Origin of the sequence: Paenibacillus sp. ISL-20 (assembly GCF_018613005.1) — a bacterium.
Classification (GTDB): Bacteria; Bacillota; Bacilli; order Paenibacillales; family Paenibacillaceae; genus Paenibacillus_AQ.
On record NZ_JAGGRD010000019.1, the window covers coordinates 125172 to 143678 of the forward strand.

Annotated in this window: 27 protein-coding genes and 1 pseudogene; 7 read left to right on the forward strand and 21 right to left on the reverse strand. The window is 46.7% G+C overall.

The window, feature by feature from the left end; all coding sequences use genetic code 11:
* Positions 1 to 16 precede the first annotated feature (16 nt).
* Positions 17 to 277, reverse strand: a complete 261-nt coding sequence (locus tag J7E85_RS11675; RefSeq protein ID WP_076324835.1) for a hypothetical protein — start codon at positions 275 to 277, stop codon at positions 17 to 19.
* A complete protein-coding gene (locus J7E85_RS11680; protein ID WP_076324836.1) occupies positions 278 to 1471 on the reverse strand; it encodes an NAD(P)/FAD-dependent oxidoreductase in 1194 nt (397 codons plus the stop codon).
* Positions 1472 to 1949: 478 nt separating this feature from the next.
* Here J7E85_RS11680 and J7E85_RS11685 point away from each other — a divergent pair, with 478 nt between their 5' ends.
* A complete protein-coding gene (locus J7E85_RS11685) occupies positions 1950 to 2951 on the forward strand; it encodes an NAD(P)/FAD-dependent oxidoreductase (RefSeq protein ID WP_285228812.1) in 1002 nt (333 codons plus the stop codon).
* A gap of 197 nt (positions 2952 to 3148) precedes the next feature.
* On the opposite strand, the gene sda is transcribed toward J7E85_RS11685, so the two are convergent.
* Both sda and J7E85_RS11695 read right to left on the reverse strand, forming a co-directional pair.
* Positions 3149 to 3292: a sporulation histidine kinase inhibitor Sda gene (gene sda / locus J7E85_RS11690; protein WP_098748866.1), complete on the reverse strand. Its 144-nt coding sequence runs from the start codon at positions 3290 to 3292 to the stop codon at positions 3149 to 3151.
* Positions 3293 to 3590: 298 nt separating this feature from the next.
* On the reverse strand, positions 3591 to 4253 hold the full coding sequence (locus tag J7E85_RS11695; protein ID WP_215157967.1) for a YheC/YheD family protein: 663 nt from the start codon (positions 4251 to 4253) through the stop codon (positions 3591 to 3593).
* A gap of 221 nt (positions 4254 to 4474) precedes the next feature.
* On the opposite strand from J7E85_RS11695, the gene J7E85_RS11700 reads away from it, so the two are divergent.
* Positions 4475 to 4684, forward strand: a complete 210-nt coding sequence (locus tag J7E85_RS11700; protein ID WP_076324839.1) for a hypothetical protein — start codon at positions 4475 to 4477, stop codon at positions 4682 to 4684.
* A 172-nt stretch (positions 4685 to 4856) separates the two neighbouring features.
* Here the strand turns inward: J7E85_RS11700 and J7E85_RS34010 are convergent.
* The 15 genes and pseudogenes from J7E85_RS34010 to J7E85_RS11770 all read right to left on the reverse strand — a co-directional run.
* Positions 4857 to 4955 (reverse strand): annotated as a pseudogene (locus J7E85_RS34010) (iron-sulfur cluster assembly accessory protein); the annotation flags it as partial.
* A 1167-nt stretch (positions 4956 to 6122) separates the two neighbouring features.
* Positions 6123 to 6449 (reverse strand): DUF2577 family protein, encoded by a 327-nt coding sequence (locus J7E85_RS11705; protein WP_215157969.1) that lies wholly within the window; start codon positions 6447 to 6449, stop codon positions 6123 to 6125.
* A 14-nt stretch (positions 6450 to 6463) separates the two neighbouring features.
* Positions 6464 to 8308: a phage tail tape measure protein gene (locus J7E85_RS11710; RefSeq protein WP_215157970.1), complete on the reverse strand. Its 1845-nt coding sequence runs from the start codon at positions 8306 to 8308 to the stop codon at positions 6464 to 6466.
* Between the two features lie 332 nt (positions 8309 to 8640).
* The gene (locus J7E85_RS11715; RefSeq protein WP_215157972.1) at positions 8641 to 8856 is read right to left on the reverse strand and encodes a hypothetical protein; all 216 of its coding nucleotides are present in this window, start codon (positions 8854 to 8856) and stop codon (positions 8641 to 8643) included.
* Between the two features lie 49 nt (positions 8857 to 8905).
* A complete protein-coding gene (locus tag J7E85_RS11720) occupies positions 8906 to 9097 on the reverse strand; it encodes a hypothetical protein (protein WP_215157974.1) in 192 nt (63 codons plus the stop codon).
* Positions 9090 to 9377 (reverse strand): hypothetical protein, encoded by a 288-nt coding sequence (locus J7E85_RS11725; RefSeq protein ID WP_215157976.1) that lies wholly within the window; start codon positions 9375 to 9377, stop codon positions 9090 to 9092. The genes J7E85_RS11720 and J7E85_RS11725 overlap by 8 nt, the downstream gene beginning before the upstream one ends.
* A gap of 6 nt (positions 9378 to 9383) precedes the next feature.
* Positions 9384 to 9554 carry a hypothetical protein gene (locus tag J7E85_RS11730; protein ID WP_215157977.1) on the reverse strand — a complete coding sequence of 57 codons (171 nt, stop codon included), beginning with the start codon at positions 9552 to 9554 and terminating at the stop codon, positions 9384 to 9386.
* 134 nt (positions 9555 to 9688) lie between these two features.
* Positions 9689 to 9907 carry a hypothetical protein gene (locus tag J7E85_RS11735; RefSeq protein WP_215157979.1) on the reverse strand — a complete coding sequence of 73 codons (219 nt, stop codon included), beginning with the start codon at positions 9905 to 9907 and terminating at the stop codon, positions 9689 to 9691.
* 140 nt (positions 9908 to 10047) lie between these two features.
* On the reverse strand, positions 10048 to 10272 hold the full coding sequence (locus tag J7E85_RS11740; RefSeq protein WP_215157981.1) for a helix-turn-helix domain-containing protein: 225 nt from the start codon (positions 10270 to 10272) through the stop codon (positions 10048 to 10050).
* 82 nt (positions 10273 to 10354) lie between these two features.
* Positions 10355 to 11290 carry a hypothetical protein gene (locus J7E85_RS11745; protein WP_215157983.1) on the reverse strand — a complete coding sequence of 312 codons (936 nt, stop codon included), beginning with the start codon at positions 11288 to 11290 and terminating at the stop codon, positions 10355 to 10357.
* Positions 11291 to 11310: 20 nt separating this feature from the next.
* Positions 11311 to 13119, reverse strand: a complete 1809-nt coding sequence (locus tag J7E85_RS11750; RefSeq protein ID WP_215157985.1) for a hypothetical protein — start codon at positions 13117 to 13119, stop codon at positions 11311 to 11313.
* Between the two features lie 628 nt (positions 13120 to 13747).
* A complete protein-coding gene (locus J7E85_RS11755) occupies positions 13748 to 13963 on the reverse strand; it encodes a hypothetical protein (RefSeq protein WP_215157987.1) in 216 nt (71 codons plus the stop codon).
* A 702-nt stretch (positions 13964 to 14665) separates the two neighbouring features.
* On the reverse strand, positions 14666 to 14893 hold the full coding sequence (locus J7E85_RS11760; protein ID WP_215157989.1) for a hypothetical protein: 228 nt from the start codon (positions 14891 to 14893) through the stop codon (positions 14666 to 14668).
* Between the two features lie 90 nt (positions 14894 to 14983).
* The gene (locus tag J7E85_RS11765) at positions 14984 to 15256 is read right to left on the reverse strand and encodes a hypothetical protein (RefSeq protein WP_215157991.1); all 273 of its coding nucleotides are present in this window, start codon (positions 15254 to 15256) and stop codon (positions 14984 to 14986) included.
* 117 nt (positions 15257 to 15373) lie between these two features.
* Complete coding sequence (locus tag J7E85_RS11770; protein ID WP_215157992.1) at positions 15374 to 15670, reverse strand: hypothetical protein; 297 nt, start codon at positions 15668 to 15670, stop codon at positions 15374 to 15376.
* Positions 15671 to 15838: 168 nt separating this feature from the next.
* Between J7E85_RS11770 and J7E85_RS11775 the strand changes: the two genes are divergently transcribed.
* From J7E85_RS11775 to J7E85_RS11785, 3 genes are read left to right on the forward strand one after another with little or no spacing between them, the layout of a single operon-like run.
* On the forward strand, positions 15839 to 16051 hold the full coding sequence (locus J7E85_RS11775; RefSeq protein WP_215157994.1) for a helix-turn-helix domain-containing protein: 213 nt from the start codon (positions 15839 to 15841) through the stop codon (positions 16049 to 16051).
* A gap of 11 nt (positions 16052 to 16062) precedes the next feature.
* On the forward strand, positions 16063 to 16272 hold the full coding sequence (locus J7E85_RS11780) for a hypothetical protein (RefSeq protein WP_215157996.1): 210 nt from the start codon (positions 16063 to 16065) through the stop codon (positions 16270 to 16272).
* A gap of 11 nt (positions 16273 to 16283) precedes the next feature.
* The gene (locus tag J7E85_RS11785) at positions 16284 to 16514 is read left to right on the forward strand and encodes a hypothetical protein (protein WP_215157998.1); all 231 of its coding nucleotides are present in this window, start codon (positions 16284 to 16286) and stop codon (positions 16512 to 16514) included.
* Between the two features lie 62 nt (positions 16515 to 16576).
* Here J7E85_RS11785 and J7E85_RS11790 read toward each other — a convergent pair whose 3' ends face one another.
* Entirely contained in the window at positions 16577 to 16873 is a 297-nt protein-coding gene (locus J7E85_RS11790; RefSeq protein WP_215157999.1) for a hypothetical protein, read from the reverse strand.
* 9 nt (positions 16874 to 16882) lie between these two features.
* Positions 16883 to 17158 (reverse strand): transposase, encoded by a 276-nt coding sequence (locus J7E85_RS11795; protein ID WP_215158007.1) that lies wholly within the window; start codon positions 17156 to 17158, stop codon positions 16883 to 16885.
* Positions 17159 to 17559: 401 nt separating this feature from the next.
* On the opposite strand from J7E85_RS11795, the gene J7E85_RS11800 reads away from it, so the two are divergent.
* Both J7E85_RS11800 and J7E85_RS11805 read left to right on the forward strand, forming a co-directional pair.
* Positions 17560 to 18219: a DUF3990 domain-containing protein gene (locus tag J7E85_RS11800; protein ID WP_215158009.1), complete on the forward strand. Its 660-nt coding sequence runs from the start codon at positions 17560 to 17562 to the stop codon at positions 18217 to 18219.
* Complete coding sequence (locus J7E85_RS11805) at positions 18200 to 18484, forward strand: hypothetical protein (RefSeq protein WP_215158012.1); 285 nt, start codon at positions 18200 to 18202, stop codon at positions 18482 to 18484. The genes J7E85_RS11800 and J7E85_RS11805 overlap by 20 nt, the downstream gene beginning before the upstream one ends.
* The last annotated feature ends 23 nt before the right edge of the window (positions 18485 to 18507 follow it).

Here is an 18507-nt window from a genome sequence, read left to right on the forward strand (position 1 = left end):
AGCATCCCTTCTTCTATTACTCACTGTCGTCCTCATCTTGCTCTTGCTTGCGCAAGGTTTCAAGATATTCAGCCGTCGCCCGGTCTCGAGCACGTCCCTTATCCTTGAGCCGCTCAATAGCAGGTAGTATAAGAATGTCGACCTCCTGCTGAATGGTATAAGCCAGATCGTACCGCTCTTGCGACTCCAAATAGGAGCCGACCTCCATCAGCGCGTTATAACGATCCAGCTCATCTCTTGTGAGCAGCCCCCGTACTTGAACGCTGCAGTGTCTCATTTATAGAAACCTACCTTTTTTCAGGACGAGTGGAATCCCTCCGATGATGAAGAGGTAGCGCAGATCAACCAATTTTTTCAGCTGAGCCGCTTTCCATCCCTGATATTTCTTATCGCCGACTACCGCAATGCCTTCGCCCCGGCCGAGGGAAGCAACCGTGCCTTTATTATGAAACTCGAATTTGCGCATGGACTTGTCCCGAATCGCGGCAACGATATTTTGGGCACAACACACGCCCTGCTGCATCGCCATTTGAGCGGTCGGCGGATAAGGTCTGCCTTCCTCATTAAAAATCAGGGAGTTATCGCCGATAATATAAATGTTCTCATATCCGGGAGCGCGCAAATATTCATCCACCTTGACGCGGCCTCTCATCGTTTCGAAACCGGCTGCTTCCACCAGACGGTTCCCACGGATGCCGCCGGTCCATACCACCGTTGCCGCCCGGATCTCTTCACCATTGTTCAGAACGACTCCGCCTGGGAGGCATTCCTTGATTGCAATGCCCATCTTGAAGGTAACGCCTTTCTTCTCAAGAACGTTCATGGCGTACTCCACCAGCTCCGGTGCAAACCCCGGTAACGCGGCAGGCGCGGCTTCAACATTATAAATATTCACCAGCGTCGGATCCACGTCATATTCCTTGCACAGTCTCGGAATGCGGTCCGCCAGCTCGGCTACAAACTCGATGCCGCTGAATCCGGCCCCGCCAACCACAAAGTTAATGCGCTCTTGCGGTCTGCGCTCATTTTTATATAAAGCAAATTGATACTCAATATGCTCACGAATCAATCGTACCGAGTTGATGCTTCGGATCGTCATCGCATGCTCTGCGAGTCCTGGAATGCCAAAGGTTTCCGGCTCTCCGCCGAGTCCAATGACAAGATAGTCATAGGATAACGTTCCATCTTCAAGAATAACCTTCTTATCGTGAAGGCGGATTTCCTGAACCGAGGATTTGACCAGGTCGATTTTGAATTCGTCTATCAACTTGGAAATGGATACCCGGGTGTTCTCAATGCTGTCTGTTCCTGCTGCCGGCATATGCAAATGCGTTGTAATATAATGATAATCATGGCGATTCACCAATGTAACATCAGCCTCATTATAATTCAGCTCTTTTTGCAGCCGCTGCGCTGTCAATATGCCCCCGTAACCCGCGCCAAGGATTACGATCTTCGGTATGCTGCTCATTCTATTGCTCCTTCCAGCTTACTCTTTATATATACAGTATGGTACACATGTTAACATTCTGTGAAAATGCATCCAAAAAAAGAGAAGAGCCCTTATCAGAGCCCGTTTCATCATTTGACCTGAAGGTTCATTAAGGTTCAAAAACAGCTGAAACACTAAGTTTCTTTACTGCTGCTGCAGTTGATAATATATGGGACTACCCTGTAATGAACACAAGTTATCACGTTAATCATATGCATAAACCATGCAAATATCAAGAATTTTTTTGCCATATAATGTGCAAATAATTCCGCCATTTATCCCCTTGCTTACTAAGTAAGCGCATCCATTCCAATGTTAGGTATTTTAACTCAATTCTCGTCTTTTCATGCCGGTTCGGGACGATTATAATAGGTAAGGAATTCATGAATCAGCTTTATCCGGACAAGAACGTCTGTCTGATTCGAATATAAACTCATTTTATGGAGGTGCTTACCGCATGACAACGATGCCACAAGACAGCAATATGACGGATCTTTTGATTATCGGTGGCGGACCTGCAGGTATGTTTGCTGCTTTTTACGGCGGAATGCGCCAAGCTTCGGTAAAACTTATCGAGAGCATGCCTCAGCTTGGAGGCCAATTGGCTGCGCTGTATCCTGAGAAATATATTTATGACGTAGCAGGCTTTCCGAAAGTAACCGCTCAAGAGCTTGTGAACAATCTGTCTGCCCAAATGGAGCTCTTTAAAACGGACATTCGTCTTGAAGAGAAAGTACAGGCTGTGGAAAAACTCGAAGAACGTCATTTTGTCGTAAAAACGAATCTGGGTGAACACCACGCCAAAGCTGTCATCATTACAGCCGGTGTAGGAGCGTTCCAACCCCGTCGACTGGAGATTGAAGGAGCAGAAGCATACGAAAAGTCCAACCTTCATTATTTCGTCAACGACCTCAGCCGCTTTAAAGGTAAGAAGGTTCTCATCAGCGGCGGCGGCGACTCTGCGGTAGACTGGGCGCTCATGATCGAGCCGATCGCCGAGCAGGTTACACTGGTTCATCGCCGTGACAAATTCCGTGCCCATGAGCATAGTGTTGAACAGCTGATGGCATCGAAGGTGAACATCATTACGCCAACAGAGATCACCGAATTGCATGGTGATGATACCATTACGAAGGTTACGCTTTCACATATTAAGACCAAAGAGACGCAAGAGATTGAAGTGGACGATGTCATTGTCAATTTCGGGTTTGTGTCCTCCCTCGGTCCGATCTCCGAATGGGGCATCGCCATCGAAAGCAACTCCATTGTGGTGGATTCCCGTATGGAAACAAGTATCCCGGGTATTTTTGCAGCCGGCGACATCACCACCTATCCGGGCAAGGTCAAACTGATCGCTGTTGGATTTGGCGAAGCACCAACCGCCGTAAACAATGCCAAGGTTTACTTCGATCCTGAGGCCAGATTGGCTCCGGGCCACAGCAGTAACATGAAATTGTAAGGACAGCTCGGATTTTAACTTCATATACATCTATATTCATAGAAAAAAAGGTATCTTCATTCCGAGGGGGTATGCACCACCCCGGAATCGAAGATACCTTTTCTATTCTTCAAACCATATGTAGAACTTGGTTGAAAGCTCCCACATTATATACGTATCATGTCGTAAGTTATCTATTCTATATACGAAAAATCTGATTAATGCAGGATGCTGCCGGAATCGGTGTCCAAGTTCCGTTTATGAATCTCGGCTAGCAGTAGAGTGATGAACTCTCGCTCCAACTTCAACTCAATAGCCATATGATAGGAATCGAGAAGCATCTCATCCGTCAACATAGCCATCCCTCTCACACCCCTTCCTCAAATTTCCTGAATCTATCATATCAGACATACCAAAACGGAACAACTGTTCGCTTATCCACAACCTCTTGTGGAAATCCTGTGTATAATTTGTTGGTAAGTGTAAAAAACAGGGTCATATCAAAGTGGATTATGGGGATAAATGTTATACACAGGATATTGGGGAAATCTACTATAAAAAAAATTGATCAATTATAATATCGGTAGATTATCGTTATTTTTTTATTACCCTATTAAAAAATCATATAAACGGCTACATTTGGGAATATTAAACAAAAATTCAGCTTGGTCTTGTATTAACCTCCAAAATCCAAATCTTGCCCTCATTGTCTAATCCGTAATCAAATCCCAGTTCGCCGATCCCTGGAAAACGGGATTCCAGGATTCCTATGCACTGTCTGGTTACTTGACGCATTTCATTGCGCTTTTCCCTCGCATTAATATGGGGCAGTGACAGCCGGAGTGCATGACCACAACGAAGCAGCGTCCCCCCTTTACAAATATTCGTCACAAAAAGCCCTGGGTTCGCGAGTCGCCCCAGCATGGCCCGGAATTTCCATCTTCCTCGATCCTTGACTACCTTTATACGGTAATCCAGCGGACGTCCCTGAATTTTAGCCAAATGAATCCCCTGCTGTATCATGTAGCTCCGTCTCAGTCTTATTCTGCCCAGTACGTATAACAGGGAATTCAATGTATCTACATGAACAGTACGCCTCTTATGAGTTACCAAGTATCCCGTTCCGTCTTTCTGTATTCGGATGACTCCGTTACCACCGGTTCCTACAATCGGCTTGATCACGACCATTTCGTGTTCGGCCAGCATTGAGGCCAGGGTATCCCCTCCATACGACTGGGTAGCCGGAATGTAGGGAGCAACCTGCGGATCGGTCAGCAGCGCTTCCGTCTTCAACCACTTGCTGGCCAGTTGTCTTCCCGCCATGCTGCTTTCGCCTCCTTTTATTCATGACATACGTTATCCTATTCCCCAATCCGCTCTTTGTCTTGGATGATTGTCCGTGATGGTATGCCTAATAATTGAGGTTCTTGCTGCCTCACGGGAGCCTCCCTTTGCAAATGCTGTGATCTATCGTATAGTAAGAACAGAGCTTTGTCCGTAATAAATCCATCACCTTGGATAACGATAAAGGAGGCTTTGTCACCTTGGCAGCATTGTTTGAAGTTTTATACTGGATCGCCATTGTCGGCATGTCGATTGCACTTGCAGCCGTAACCGTTCTTATCTTTGCCATGGGCTTCAAGTTCATCAAGGATAAGCGCAGAGGACTCGGAGCGGGCTGTATCATATTTTCGCTTGTGGCCGCCGGCATGATCGTGCTGATGCTGAACGATACCTTCTTCTTCCCGGTCTGAACTATGAAGAACCCCAAAAAGCAGCCTCTTCTTATCGCGGAGTTGGCTGCTTTTTCGGGTTCTTATGTCTATAGCGGGTGTTCCCGATAACGCAAAAAAGACCTCCCCGACAAGATTGTCTGGAGAGGTCTTTCACTGTTGGACTCAGGCTTAACCCTCTTGAGAGTCCTTATTAGCAAGGCTCTTCGTTCGGTTTGCCCGCATCCGTTGCCGTACGGAATGACGAACCGCAGCCGCACGTTACGGTGGCGTTCGGATTGTGGATGGTGAATCTGGCGTATGGCTTGCGCTCAGCTAAAACCGCGTCAGATCAACGTTTATCACGAATGAACGGGATTGATAATCTCCGAATGTACATGTTAATCACGCGCCTCTATAGCGCATAATCTCGTTGATCGGATTATACCCTAACGGAAGCTATTTGCGCAATGCCAATGTATATAAGTTTACGCCTATGTTTGCGTTGGACTCCGAAAAGTCAAACGTTATTTTTGATACGCGGATTTCTCGGGCACCAGATTTCGGCGCGGCTCCGGTGATACCCCCGCCCCTATCCGATATTACACTTCACTGCGGTGAAGGACTGAGTTTTATGCATCTCGATTGCTTATTTGTAATCATTACAATATACATCGTTTATGCATAGACATGTACACAAAACACGGATTTTGAACATATGTCACAGCCGGAAAACCGCGCCACTATGCGGTTCTTATCGGGCAGTATAAAACATCGTTATGCAATGAATATACATTTCCATTTGCATAAGGTGTATAAAACGCACAACCATGCGGCTTCCCGGCGTTTTCGTCCGATTTTAACTGGTAATTTATGCAGCGTAAAATAGGCGGATTCTCACCGAGTATGCAACGCGTATTCACGTGCATATTTACGCAATTTTGCATGAACTTTAGCGCGTTAAATCGTCGCATAAAATTACGAAAAATTTCGGAGGGGACGTCCGCCAAAAGCTCGCGGCGGGAAAAATGGACCAAATCCGAAGTAATCCGAAACGTAATCTCCGTCTATTATGCGCGTCACTATGCGGATAATTTGTATCTATTATCGATTTCGGATTGCGCTAATTTAGACACAAATGGACATCGAAAAAAGCTACGCAAATTCACCGTTTTCCACAACTTATTAATCGCTGAAATACCGCGTCATTAGTCGCCCATAGTCGGTATCACCGTTCTGTGAATACGCTCATTTTCGGCCGTATTCCGTCTTTGTCCGTCGTCTCGTTATGTTAGCGAAAATCCGACTATATGTAAAGCAGCGTAACCGTTTATCTCGGGAATATACTCGCTAAATCTTCGCCAGACATTGCGTTATCTCTTTATAGCTTACTTTTCGTAAGTATTTCCACAAGTTTACACGCACAAAAAAAAATAGCGGAACCACAGCGCAGTGTTAAACGCCATGTTTCCGCATGTAATTAAATCCGGTCTAACACGAGATAACCCTGATTGTCCGCATACATAGCTATAGCAACGCGGTCGCCGGCCTTGATTGGAGACATAACCGTCATCTCTACGATTTCCCCGCCATTGATCGCTACCTCGCGCTTATGATCGCGTAGGTGCTCGCAAACTACAACGTCATCCGCGTCCAACTCGACTGGCATATTATCAATTTTTATTCGGATGTCCGGTAGAGGCGAAAGAACCGTCGCGAACTCGATATCGACATTTTTGTTGTACCCGATCGCCTTTATCAGTGCTTTAAGCTGACTAACTGCGCCGCCTTCGATTATTTGCGTCAAGTCCTCATGCCTCCTTACAGAGCTAGATCACGCACAAGGGCGCCTACAAAATTTTTGTAATCTGTCTCGTTATTAACATTAACGTTGTGGATGATAATATTAGGCGCAGTCTTTCCGCCACCATTAGCGCCACTATCTCCGCGCCAGCGTTTAGCTTCTTCTCGTGTTAGGACGGCCTCACCGGCGTGGAGAGTGGCGTTGTAACCCGAATATGGAACGCGATCCAGTCCGCCATTATGTCCTTTGAAGACGCCCGTTACCGAATCCCATAGCGACTTAGGTTGCGGCGCCTGCATGACGGCCTCACCGCCAAACATAGGCGTATTGTTGTCTGTATCGCTCATTTTCTGGTTAAACTCAATCAACCGTTTAGTCTGCGCAGTATTTCCGCCTGGTACCAGATTGAGCAGCTCTTCCGGAAGTTTCAGCGAGTCCATAATTCCCTTACGTACACCATCCGCTATACCTACCCCTAACTTAATTGCAGCGTTAATGAGTGGTTGGGAATTTCCTAGTACACTAGCGATGACGCTCGTAATCTTTTCGGCGGCTGCTGTTACTTTTGTCTTTCCGCCAGCGTTCCACCAGTTATTGAACAACTCGCCAAACTTATCGAACGTAAATTCAATCTTCTGTTCCAATGTCGTCAATCGCTGCCACTCCGGATTATCGATAAAATTCTTCTTTACGTAAGCTTTCGCCTTATCAACCATCGACTGCATGCCCGCCACGATTTGCGGACTATACTTCTCGATGAAATCCGCAGCCGCATTCGCCATGTCTTTAATGATCGGCAATAGCGGAGTCATTCCCGATATTTGCAACGTCTCGAGCGCGCCTCTAAACTGCTCGACCGCACCGGACGCGTTGTCCATCTTCTTACGCGCAACATCAAGCGCCGTAACCTTCGACATTTCATCGCGGAACTTATCTACACCCTCTGCGCCTTCCTTAAAGAGAATCGTAGCTGCACGTACCGCATCCGTACCGAACATGAGTTTAAGCGCATGCTGTCGCTCTTGATTCGTCAGCTTCGCCATAGATTTACGCAAGGTTCCTGCGATTTCGTTCAACGATTTGATGTTGCCGGCCGCGTCGAAGAATTGGTTAGATCCGTCCTCCGTCACGAGTCCAAGTGCGCGGAATAATTCGATTTGCTCGTCCGTCACCGGCTGCAGCGTTTGAAGCATCGTTTTCAAAGACGTACCGGCATCCGATCCCTTAAGACCGCGGTTTGCGAATAAGCCCAGCGCAACGTTCGTATCTTCGAAGTTCATGCCAAGACCAGCCGCTACTGCCGACGTCATCGAAAGGGAATAGCGCAATTCCTCAACGGATGTGGCCGATGCGTTCGCCGTTCCCGCGAGTATGTCCGCCGCCTGTGCCGCCGTCATCCCGTCTTCCTGGAATGCGTTAAGCGCGGTCGACATAATTTCCGCGGCCGAAGCGAGATCCAATCCGCCAGCAGTCGCAAGGTTAAGCGCCGCCTCTAGTCCGCCCGCCTGAACGGTTGCTGGCGATAATCCCGCCTTGAGCAATTCTTCGATACCTTGCGCAGCTTCCAGCGCATTGTACTTCGTATTCGCGCCCATTTTGAGAGCGAGCGCCTGCATCTGCGCCATCTCTTTATTGGTCGCGCCTGTTAACGCCGCAATCGATGACATTTGCGCCTCGAAATCCATCGCTTTGCCAAGCGAGTTGGCCGCTACTGCTGCGGCTGTTAAGCCGGCGCCCAACCCAGCAATCGCAGCGGATGCGCCGATAACCTTTCCGCTAAACGAGCCGAGTCCGCCGGTTATGCGTTTTAATTTCGACGACATATCGTCTACTAGGCGCAACTTCGCAAGTAATTCAATCATCGTTTACCGACCTCCGCGCAATAGGCTTTATACCGCTCAGATTTCTTGAAGATGCGCTCTCTTTGTCGCCGCCATCCGCGACTCTCGTACTTGTAACTGCGCAGTGCATAAACTGCTGGCAATAATCCGCATATATCCACGTCGTCGTACTCTTTGCGTAACCTTGCGTATTCTTCTGCCGCAGGCTTTCGTTTTATTAACAACTCGTACAGCTCCGCGGCTTGGATCGTTAGTTGGCAAGCCTTTTGTAAATCTATCAACCGTAGCACCTCCGAATAAAATAAAATAAAATAAAAAGAGCCGTCCGAAGACAGCTCTCGAGTTTTTGTAGATTAACTGACCTTCCAGTATTGAACGGTTATACCTGTAATGGTAATTTCACCTGTTAGAGAATCTCTTTTTGTAACAAAAGACTGCGCATAGTGGTAACAGTCGGGATTACTGTCGAAAAACTCATTCACTTCTTCTTGTCCAGATGCCTGAAATGAACTCTGTAGTATAGACTTGCCCACTAAATCTTTTTGTTTAAGCTCGCTTGCGTGTCTCATTCTTCATGTCCCCTTTTTATAACTATTATTTTTATTGATTTACACAAAACTAATGTTGAATGGTCCGTTTTAGGTGTTGTTTATTCACGAGCATCGGCGCATTTCTCCGGATAATCTGTTCACTTATCGAGTCTCCGAAAACCATCTCGTATTCTTGGTTGGTCTTCTCATTTCGCAAGGTAATACGCAGCTTATGACCGTACTCGCACGGCTCAATCTCAATCACCTTAACGTCATTCATGCGCAGCCATCACCCCCATAACCTGCTCGGCCACGTTCGGCACATTCGAGCTCATCGTTATAACTTTAGCGCGGTACTTCTTCGCCAGCTTTTCCGCGATCGTGTAACCGAACATTACCGATTGGATTGCGCCCTCCACGACGGTCATGAACCGCACAGGATAGTTGCGTTCGAGTTCGTGGACCGGTTTTAACAGGTCGTTAGGAGCGTAGATTTTCGTGATTTCGTATCGGATTCCGCCTTCCTCCCACGTTTTGTGGTCGACGTGCATCGTTTTCACCTTCCTTCATCCCCTTTTTGCAACTTGAGTGTCTAAGAACCTGCAGCGGATACTTTCCTCGCCGCGCCAAACCTTGCAACGAATATCCGCCTTATTCATCGCTTGAAGCAAAACGCAGCCGCAATCGCTTCGAAAATAAGGGCAGTAATGTTTTGCATCGACTTGTTTGTCATTCATGTTCCACCTCACCTTCCGCTAAAATCGAGCATATTCGGTACGCTTTACGCTGACTTCGCTTGATTTCCGGACGACAAATAGCCCGGCAAGGTGTTTATACCTCCGGACTTCTACGCGTCCATTTCGCCGTGATTTTACGTTTGCTGAACATTGACGCCGAGCAAATGGCGCGCCGATCGCTTTCGTTTCGATGGAATACGGTATTGTCTAGCGTAGATTACTCCGTCCTTCTCGTATGTTGCCATTAACGAAAAGTCGGGATAGCTTCGGTGGATCTTGCGCATGACTTCGAGGTCTTCCGTGTAGGCTGCCAGGTTATCGCCATCCATGCGCCATAATGCGTTGTTACTCATCGTTCGTCATCCTATCGGTGGCTTTAGCAGTTTGCCGAGAATTTTCCTGCGTGTTGCCCTAGCGTTTAATGTCCGCCTGTACGACATTGGATTAATGCGGTGAATCGTTAAAGTTTTGGAACAAAAAATAAAGACGCTAATTACAGCGCCAGTCTTTCGGATTCTTTCGCTCGCTCGATCGCCTGTATAATATCCTCACCGGTACCGAATGTCTGCGCAATCTTAACACGTAGATTACTCGTTACACCCCGTCGCCCGTTCTCTACATCGGATATATGCGACTGACTGATGCGCAACTTATCGGCAAATTCCGCTTGTGTCATCCCGAGCATAATCCGGATTCCTCTTACCGCTATTCCGTTCATAATTGCAAACCTCCTAATAAATTTGATTTAACGCAATAAGGCCAAAATAAACATTCGGGAACGTTTGTTCCCTTTCTCATTACTATGTGCTTATGTACGGGGTATTTAAGCTATCCCCATACTTCATCCGCAGGTACCTCTCCACTACTTCTGGACTTCTCTTTTTAGTGGTTACAGCACCGCTCTCACCTATTTCTGATGGACGATAAGGTTTAAAATGCGTTGATACTTGTTTACTGTCCATCGTTACCCCTTGCGGCTTCTTCCGTCCTCCGTTGCTCTTAGCTCGAATCTTCCGATCAATACTATCATCGGTATAACAACGCTCTGGAAACTGATTGACGTGTTCCAGTTCATACGGGCTATAGAATGGGTACTCGAATTGCTGTCGCTTGCGGTCACGCTTTTTTCGATCATCACCATCATTTCTATGACGACGTATTCGAAGCATCTCGGACCATCGTGTACAACGAGGGCCGCAGCGCTTGGCGTTTCTGGCTGGGCTAGTGTCAATGAAATAACTCAAGCAGCATTCGCATACTTTCCGTCTTTCTAATAACGCTGGAGTGAGTAGATTCATCTCCATTTCTTGATATGCACGTGCTGCCCCACCCAACGGAGGATGTTCAAGGCTATTCTCATCCGTTTCCTCGCGAAATCGGTCACGCAGCAAATAGCCGTCAGCTAGATCATCCGCAAGTAGAAAGTCGGTCAGCAACTCAACCACATGGATCTCGTTTTGAGACGGTTTCCCGTCGGTGGTGTGCCCGTACGCAAGAGGCAGGACGTCAATAACAGCCCGCATTCGGTGAGGTAATGGAGTTTTAGCGTATTCCCCGTAATACCGCTTACGTGTGTTAGGTAGAGCTGAGCGGACTGCGGCGAGCAACTCGATACTATGGAAGGACCGAAAATGCTCATCGAACCGATTATAAACATACTGATCGATCGGAGTTGTAATCACCTTAATTTCCGAAACCGTTGTATCTCGTTGAGTTAATTGTTTAGCTGCTTCCATTTAATTTCCTCCTTAGTATTTTATTGAGCTCGTTTGATATAAAACGTCCTTTCCTTCTCTACCCCACTTTCCCTCATCGCAGCAATCACGCGCGGGTCCTCCTGTATCCTTGAAAACTGCCGTTGCGACATGCCGATTGTTTCGTATATCTCTTTCGACTTGACCCTGCTACCTCTCTCCATCACCTTAAGGAAATCGATAAGATTATCAGCGTGCGTCAAGCGTCCGGAAAGCCTGCGTTGTGGAATGAACTCTCGTTGACTTGATCCGGGAAAACTGCCGATTATCTTCCGGATAATTTCTTCGTCACGATGGAATAAGTACACACTAACCGGATATGTACTTGCTCGCGGTCTAATCCGGTGTACGTCCTGAATGCGCTCAGTGACGATTTCCCCTAGCTTAAATGACTCGACCCGTTCATCTCTGTAATGAACACCAGAAACATCGGTATAAGAGTCGTAAGACAGAAGCTCGTCATAGATAGCACTGGCGACCTGTGGGTAATAAGTTTCTCCCTTTAGAAGCCACCCAAGGAACACCGCAGCGTCACAGTCTTTGAAATCATTAGTCGCGCGCCCACTATCGAAGTGCTTCGTTAAGACTGTTCCTGTCTCGATCTCATCCGAAAGGTAACTTTCGAGCTGCGGCAAATGCTCCTTATAGAAGACAACCATCGTCTTACTGTGTTTGGCCGATATTTCCTTTACCATCGCGGCAGCTTCTTCAAATGATTGCGGATGTGACTCGAAGAATGATTTCGATAGATTCTCACCATTGCAGACGTAGAACTGTACATTCCCGTAAGAGTGCGGAGTTGGCGACTCAATTACGGTAAAGTTGCCGGCAGCGTAATACGGATCAGTCGCGGCGGTAGCATCCAAGATAAATGGCCGATAGGCGGTCCACTCGTAATAAATCCGATGTGATACCGTTATTACCGGATCAACACCGCGCCGCAAGTGGACGGCCCCTCCGAATCGAACGGTACTCTCAAACGTTGCTAGTGCGTCGTATCGGTCCCCGTCATAACTATCCGACCATAGCCGGCGCAGGTCGTCCGGCAGGAAGTATTCGAAATCGATCGGCTCAATTCGCCCCCGTCCGTCACACGCTTCTAATTCCGCACGGAGCCGCTGTGCACAGCCGAGAAACTCCCGATAGTTAGCGGCCGCATCCCTGTGCTTCGATACATGCGTGATTTCCCGAACATCCTCGATCAACTGGTTCACGTCATCCACGGACATGGAGTGAGTTCGCGTCAGAACGGGACGCTCATCAATAACTAGTAATCTGCGCGGCCGTCGCTGCTCATCACGGTCATAAAAAGATGAGAACCGGTCGAGCAGTCGCATTGTAGACTGGCGCGCAAACATCTCCGCAGTCATGACAATAACAGGATAGTACGCTTGCCGGCTAAACTGGCGGCTGTAGGATTTGTAAGTCATAGCTAGCGGATCGTAGCCGCGGATCGCAAACGCTCGCCGATACCGTATACCTTCGCGTCCGTCAGCGTCCGGGTTCCGATTTATGGCGTTTGTCAGCGCCTCGACTTCGTCTTTCTTCTGCTTGACTACGATCGCCCCGAAATGCGGGTCATTAAAGGTCATGTGGCGCAGGTAGATTTCTAGTAGCGTCGACTTTCCGAACCCACACTCCGCCGCGAAGACGATAGGTCCGTCCATATTTTCGGTCGCGTTCCATGCCGCAACCATTCCGCCTGCGAATGCGATGTCTCCGTCACTAACTGAGTGGTCGCGAGCTAAGAGCAGCGATTTAAATCCGTCCATAACTTCGTTGTTCATCGCAATGTCAATCCGTGTTTCCATCCGATCTCCTCCGTTTCGTTTCGTTGATAACGTCTGTACTCGTAGATTCACAATGAATCAGCGTGAACTTAAGATATGCTGCCGCCTCCCTTCGGTCGTTGCCCTATCCGCGAGGAACCCATTCGCGTCTAGAATATCGATACAGATTAGTCCGCGATATCTCTATAAGTGAAGACGCGATGATAGGTTATCGTTGATTCGGATACGAGGCCGTTTTCCTCGGATTCGTGACAAGGGGCGCTCTTCCCCGCAGGCAGCTCTCCCGTGAAAAACCGGACATAACTCTATAAGATACTCTTATAGGAATGTGTCCACTTTTTCCGCGCTGTAATTCCGAATCAGCCGCCTGTATACCGCTCTTTTAGCTTGCGAAGAATCTTCCCGATGAGTACGCTTCATAAGCCTTGTTTACAAGCTTGAATAGTAGTGCGGACCCTCCCTAACCGCACGCACTACCTCCCTGACCTCCGTTCGCGACATCTCGGAGACGAACTTCCTTGCCCCGATTGACGGAATTGGTTGCGTTCTTCCGAGGAATGTCGACCGGTCAATCTCGTCAGGTAACTGGATGAGTTCGAACAGCGTAGATATCGATAAACCCGACGCCTGCGTCGTATTTCCGAATTGCTCATACGCTTGGATACAACGTTGGGCCGTCCGTTCCCCTAACCGATTCAAGCCACCGGAGCCACTGGCCGTGAGTAAGATCGTTATCGCGTACGTGTTTGAGCATCATCCCCCGTTCGAGTGCGTTCTGCTTCTCACTTAGTTCGATCTCTCCCAACCTTCTTTCAATTGACTCCAAGTCCGCAAGGAATACCCGTTTAGTTGCTGCTACTGACATTGTCCATCATCTCCCTATCAGATATTGTTGTTCCCAATGTATTATCTACGGTCACTTCGCAAACCCTACCCACTGTCACCGATATTCCCCCTCATTAATTAGGACGTATGCCGATTCAATACCGTACATCAAATCTTAAAATTCCTTTCTCTCTTCCTATTTGCTGATATCATATTGTCTACACTGACCACAACGCTTGCACACCCATCTACTACATATGTTCTCTTAGAACCCCCCTTTCGCCGATTTTCCGCAAATTTATTTTCACCCTCGTACATTAGGACACCGCAATTGGGTATACTGTACACTCTTGTCTCCAAGTATTGTTACGAAAAACCATTGAACCGTACAATCAAATTCGAAATTCCCCCTCACATACTCAGACCGTCTTGAAGTCCATTCCGTACATCGTGACGGCGAAATTTTTCCACGCACACTAACCTCGACGTACGAAGTTTATGTTTTCCACACTCCTCCCTTATAAAAATGTTCCCTTCGCCCCCCCACTTCAACACACCTTACCTGAGAGTAAATTTATCCTCCTACTATTTTTTAACTACACTCAAGTGCCATCCGCACAAAATTGACTCTTTTTTTTAAAAAAATCCGAAACCAATCGGAACGTCAGTTCGTATCATAGGTAAACAAAAGCGGACGAAGGTTGCCGCCTCCATCCACGCAATTGCCTTTCCGCTCAGCCTGTTAGCGAAAATTACGCGATACATTCCGGGAGAGTTTGGCGCCTCTCATACCGCGTTGTAAATCGATCGCCTGAACGTTTGGCGCCGTCCAGACGATTAGTACAGCGTCCGCATAGCGATTCTCTACCGTTGGAGCGGAAGAGATACGGACGGTGGTCACGTTAGCAGCCGCGACCGATTCCACGCATGGCGATCCTAACCGGTTGCCGCCGATAAGGTACGTGGTCAAGCGTTTTACCTACGACCTATGCGGGTCAATTACCGATTCTTGTCCTCCGGTCATCAGCCGTTCGCGCGGCCGCCATCATCGGACAGAGCACTATGCCAGCGCCTCCTTTACTTTAAACCCAGGGTTTGAGCGCGCGACTAAAAATGCAAGTAAATCCCCCGCACTAACTCCCTCTAATCGACGTTTAAAGAGCTGCCGCGTTTCCTCGCTCCAATCAAGCTGTACCTCAGCGTGTTTGCCGATAACAAGCACGCTCTCCACCTCATCGTAAACTTGAAGTTCAACACCCGGCATTATTGGGATATGGCGCACGATAATTGTTCCACCGTCCCAAAGCGAAACGACCTCGGTTGTCTCCCTCATGCCAGCACCTCCTTAATTATCATTGCGATAAACCACGCTAGGCCGCGGATTAGATAACGCTGAGTCTTCCGGCTTGTCCGGCGGGATGATGTGCGGTGAGAACGTGAAAGCTCGTTGTTAAACGTTGCCTGCATTATGCGTCACCTCCACGTAAAAGCCTAAATCGCGTAATTCCGATTCCGTCACCTCAACGCAGCCGGCCGTGTAACCTGCGCAAATACTCGCGAATGTTTCCGGCAATGTGAGCGCGAGAACACGGATAGGAACGTCGATTTCTTGCTTGCGCTTGCTCTCCGGCTTCCATACGAGGATGAAACGGTCGATACGGCGGGAATAGCGGTAGCCTACCGGATACAAGCAGGTAACGAGGGATGGTGCGTTCGATTCGTGGGAAATTTCGATTGTAGTTTGCAAAATATATTCCTCCTAATTGAATTAACTGAACCAATTTGATAACATGAACGTATTAGAATATAAGTAGTCAACATTTCAATATGTCAACATGTTGTGCTGATGGTTCTATCTTAAACTACCTCTGTTCGGATGTCAACATGTTGTGCTAAAATATTTGGAGGAATTTTTATGTCTATTCGCTGTAGGCTTGGGGATATAATGCAAGAACGCAATCTTAGTAATAAAGACGTTGTCAAATTGACCGGAGTAAGCCGCAATACAATCACTTCATTAGCAGCCAACGCTACTAAGAGGATTGATTACGATACGTTAGAAGGTCTCTGTCGCGGACTTAACGTACTACCTGGCGACCTTATTGAATACATAGAGGATAAAAACTAGGGGGAGTATTAATGAGAAAAATACCTGATCAAATTAAAACACATGAAGATTTGGAGCTTTGTCGGAGTACTAACACAACTATTTATGTCGCTTCCGTTGATGACTTACAAAATCACATAGCTACAGGACTAATTACTGGTGGATCTCCACTTTCAGATTTTATTGAAATCAATAATAAATCCTATAGCACCTCTGACTATGTATTTTTGACTGAGGAATAGTATATAACGCCATGAGTACAGGACGCGAATTACGCCAACTTTATCAAGACGTCCATTTCTTCGCGGTCGCCCTATCGGAAGCGCTCATTTCCGTTTGGGAGGAGGATCCGGCAGGCGTCTACGTCGAAGTCGAACGCGGATATATCGATCGGTATACGGCCGATTACGTGCGCGTCCGGAACGTTAAGACTGGCAGCAGAACGCACTATAGCCGTGATACTGCGATGTTTAAGCGAATATAAACGAAGAAAAGACCGCCAGCCCGTTGAAGGTTAGCGGTCAATTTTAGAATGTAATTTTTGACTTAAATTTTGAATCTTTCTCGGATGTCATTTTCGATACATCTTAGTAATATTTCTCTGATTTCGATGGGAAAAATCTCAATATACACAGCCAATTCTTTAAGACCTGTGTCCAAGTCATTCTTATATTTATTAACCCGGTATCTCGTCGTAGCTTCGGGAATATTGAATGCCTTTGATACTTTCGTCGGGCTATACTCAGTGAACACGCAAAGTCGGGTTGTAAATCCTTTAGCATCTTCTGTCAATTCAAATTTCCCCATTTTTAAACCGCTCTTCTTTTTAGAAGTTTTAGACATCTCCCCAAATCACCTGCTAACTTGTTTCAACAACTGCTCAACTATAGCCAATATACGGGCATTGTTTTCTTCTTTTAGAATCCTATATCTCAGTTCTTCGTCTTTAAGTTTAAGACCTTTGTCCTCATAGAATGCGTTTTGTTCTATTTCGATGTTCTTCCAACCGCGAATCGTAGACTCGGATACTCCGGTCTCCTTAGATAATGCACTAACCGACTCACCAGCCGCTAATCGTTTCGCCATTTCTTGCTTAAATTCCCTATCGTGACTTGTTCGTCCTGCCATCTGTCACCCTCCGTGATGTTGTAAGTTTATGTAGCTAGCGCGGGTAAGTTAGCGCTAATCGAGTATAACATCGGTAAATTCGGCATGTCTCGGTCCAAAATAAGACAGTCATTTAACAGCGTAATAACGTGTAAAAACCGCACAATCAACGCAGTAATCGCGCAATTATTCTGCGTTAACGCGGTAACATCGAGTGAATTATCGCAACTTTTGCAGACTTATCGACAATTACCGCGGAAAAAAACGCGTATAAGCGCGTAGCTGGCTAGGCTATGAGCAATTCGGAAAAACGACGACGTCGTCGCATCTACCGGTCGGAAAGATATTCGAAATATTCTCGCATAAATAGACTATATGCTATACTCAGTAAAAGGAATAATTTAGTAGATGGAGATGACTAAATGAATAATGAGCTATCTGGTCAGTTCTTCTTACCGCAATACGTATATCATGGGACAGTCTCTAAATGCATTAAAGGATTCGAGAGACGAATTCTAGATAAGTCGTTTTGGCGTCCAACTGACAGAGATTTCGGAGCAGGATTTTATACCACAATAAGTGAAAAACAAGCAAAAGATTGGGCATTTAAAGCGGCTATGAAAGATCCAGATATTTACTCTAATCCTGCTGTTTTAAAAATCCAAATAATTCCAATGAATTTACCTAAAGAAATAAGAAGTCTTATTTTTCTGGGACATACTTCTCCAGAATGGACTAAGTTTATAATAGACCATCGACTCGAATGCCTCAGTGGGTATTGTCCTTGTGGTGTAGGGCAGCACCCTGAAATTGTTGTGGGGCAAATGGCTGACAACAAGATGGATATTGTTTTAGAGGATTTTGAGCGTTTGGATTACTCCTTAACTGGTGAAGATAAATACGAATGGTTTTATGAAAAGATCACACGAAACTATAGAAGAAGGAAACTGGATGCTTTAGAATTAGGTAATCAGATCGTTTTCTGTGACGATAATTTAAATGAAGCATTGTTACTATACAGTTCCTCAACATATGATACTAATAAGAAAGGGTGGGTTGAGCATGAGTATGAGACGAATTAGCTTTGAGAACCTAATAGTTGAGAAACTAATCGACTTCGGCATTTCAAGACTTGAGGCTGACGAAATAGTGCTTAAATACCTACCGGTTATACATGAATTAAATGATACTCACGATAGTGCCCGAATACAGGCTGAACGTTACTACAACGCACATCTAAACAACGTCAAGCCCACTGAATGGCTAGAAAAAATTCACGATTTAAAGAACGACATGTTAGAAGAGGAGACCGGTTCTCGATCAACTTCATTCCTATTCAAATATTGAAATAACAATGCCTTACCCCTAAG

What these genes read in the sequence shown, in the direction of transcription:
- J7E85_RS11755 (WP_215157987.1), bottom strand. Translation starts at nt 13,963, where the DNA reads ATGTCAGTAGCAGCAACTAAACGGGTATTCCTTGCGGACTTGGAGTCA.
- J7E85_RS11685 (WP_285228812.1), top strand. Translation starts at nt 1,950, where the DNA reads ATGACAACGATGCCACAAGACAGCAATATGACGGATCTTTTGATTATC.
- J7E85_RS11735 (WP_215157979.1), bottom strand. Translation starts at nt 9,907, where the DNA reads ATGAGTAACAACGCATTATGGCGCATGGATGGCGATAACCTGGCAGCC.
- J7E85_RS11695 (WP_215157967.1), bottom strand. Translation starts at nt 4,253, where the DNA reads ATGGCGGGAAGACAACTGGCCAGCAAGTGGTTGAAGACGGAAGCGCTG.
- J7E85_RS11795 (WP_215158007.1), bottom strand. Translation starts at nt 17,158, where the DNA reads ATGGCAGGACGAACAAGTCACGATAGGGAATTTAAGCAAGAAATGGCG.
- J7E85_RS11720 (WP_215157974.1), bottom strand. Translation starts at nt 9,097, where the DNA reads ATGAATGACGTTAAGGTGATTGAGATTGAGCCGTGCGAGTACGGTCAT.
- J7E85_RS11710 (WP_215157970.1), bottom strand. Translation starts at nt 8,308, where the DNA reads ATGATTGAATTACTTGCGAAGTTGCGCCTAGTAGACGATATGTCGTCG.
- J7E85_RS11765 (WP_215157991.1), bottom strand. Translation starts at nt 15,256, where the DNA reads ATGAGGGAGACAACCGAGGTCGTTTCGCTTTGGGACGGTGGAACAATT.
- J7E85_RS11780 (WP_215157996.1), top strand. Translation starts at nt 16,063, where the DNA reads ATGAGAAAAATACCTGATCAAATTAAAACACATGAAGATTTGGAGCTT.
- J7E85_RS11680 (WP_076324836.1), bottom strand. Translation starts at nt 1,471, where the DNA reads ATGAGCAGCATACCGAAGATCGTAATCCTTGGCGCGGGTTACGGGGGC.
- J7E85_RS11775 (WP_215157994.1), top strand. Translation starts at nt 15,839, where the DNA reads ATGTCTATTCGCTGTAGGCTTGGGGATATAATGCAAGAACGCAATCTT.
- J7E85_RS11800 (WP_215158009.1), top strand. Translation starts at nt 17,560, where the DNA reads ATGAATAATGAGCTATCTGGTCAGTTCTTCTTACCGCAATACGTATAT.
- J7E85_RS11675 (WP_076324835.1), bottom strand. Translation starts at nt 277, where the DNA reads ATGAGACACTGCAGCGTTCAAGTACGGGGGCTGCTCACAAGAGATGAG.
- J7E85_RS11785 (WP_215157998.1), top strand. Translation starts at nt 16,284, where the DNA reads ATGAGTACAGGACGCGAATTACGCCAACTTTATCAAGACGTCCATTTC.
- J7E85_RS11715 (WP_215157972.1), bottom strand. Translation starts at nt 8,856, where the DNA reads ATGAGACACGCAAGCGAGCTTAAACAAAAAGATTTAGTGGGCAAGTCT.
- J7E85_RS11805 (WP_215158012.1), top strand. Translation starts at nt 18,200, where the DNA reads ATGAGTATGAGACGAATTAGCTTTGAGAACCTAATAGTTGAGAAACTA.
- J7E85_RS11750 (WP_215157985.1), bottom strand. Translation starts at nt 13,119, where the DNA reads ATGGAAACACGGATTGACATTGCGATGAACAACGAAGTTATGGACGGA.
- J7E85_RS11745 (WP_215157983.1), bottom strand. Translation starts at nt 11,290, where the DNA reads ATGGAAGCAGCTAAACAATTAACTCAACGAGATACAACGGTTTCGGAA.
- sda (WP_098748866.1), bottom strand. Translation starts at nt 3,292, where the DNA reads ATGGCTATGTTGACGGATGAGATGCTTCTCGATTCCTATCATATGGCT.
- J7E85_RS11790 (WP_215157999.1), bottom strand. Translation starts at nt 16,873, where the DNA reads ATGTCTAAAACTTCTAAAAAGAAGAGCGGTTTAAAAATGGGGAAATTT.
- J7E85_RS11730 (WP_215157977.1), bottom strand. Translation starts at nt 9,554, where the DNA reads ATGAATGACAAACAAGTCGATGCAAAACATTACTGCCCTTATTTTCGA.
- J7E85_RS11740 (WP_215157981.1), bottom strand. Translation starts at nt 10,272, where the DNA reads ATGAACGGAATAGCGGTAAGAGGAATCCGGATTATGCTCGGGATGACA.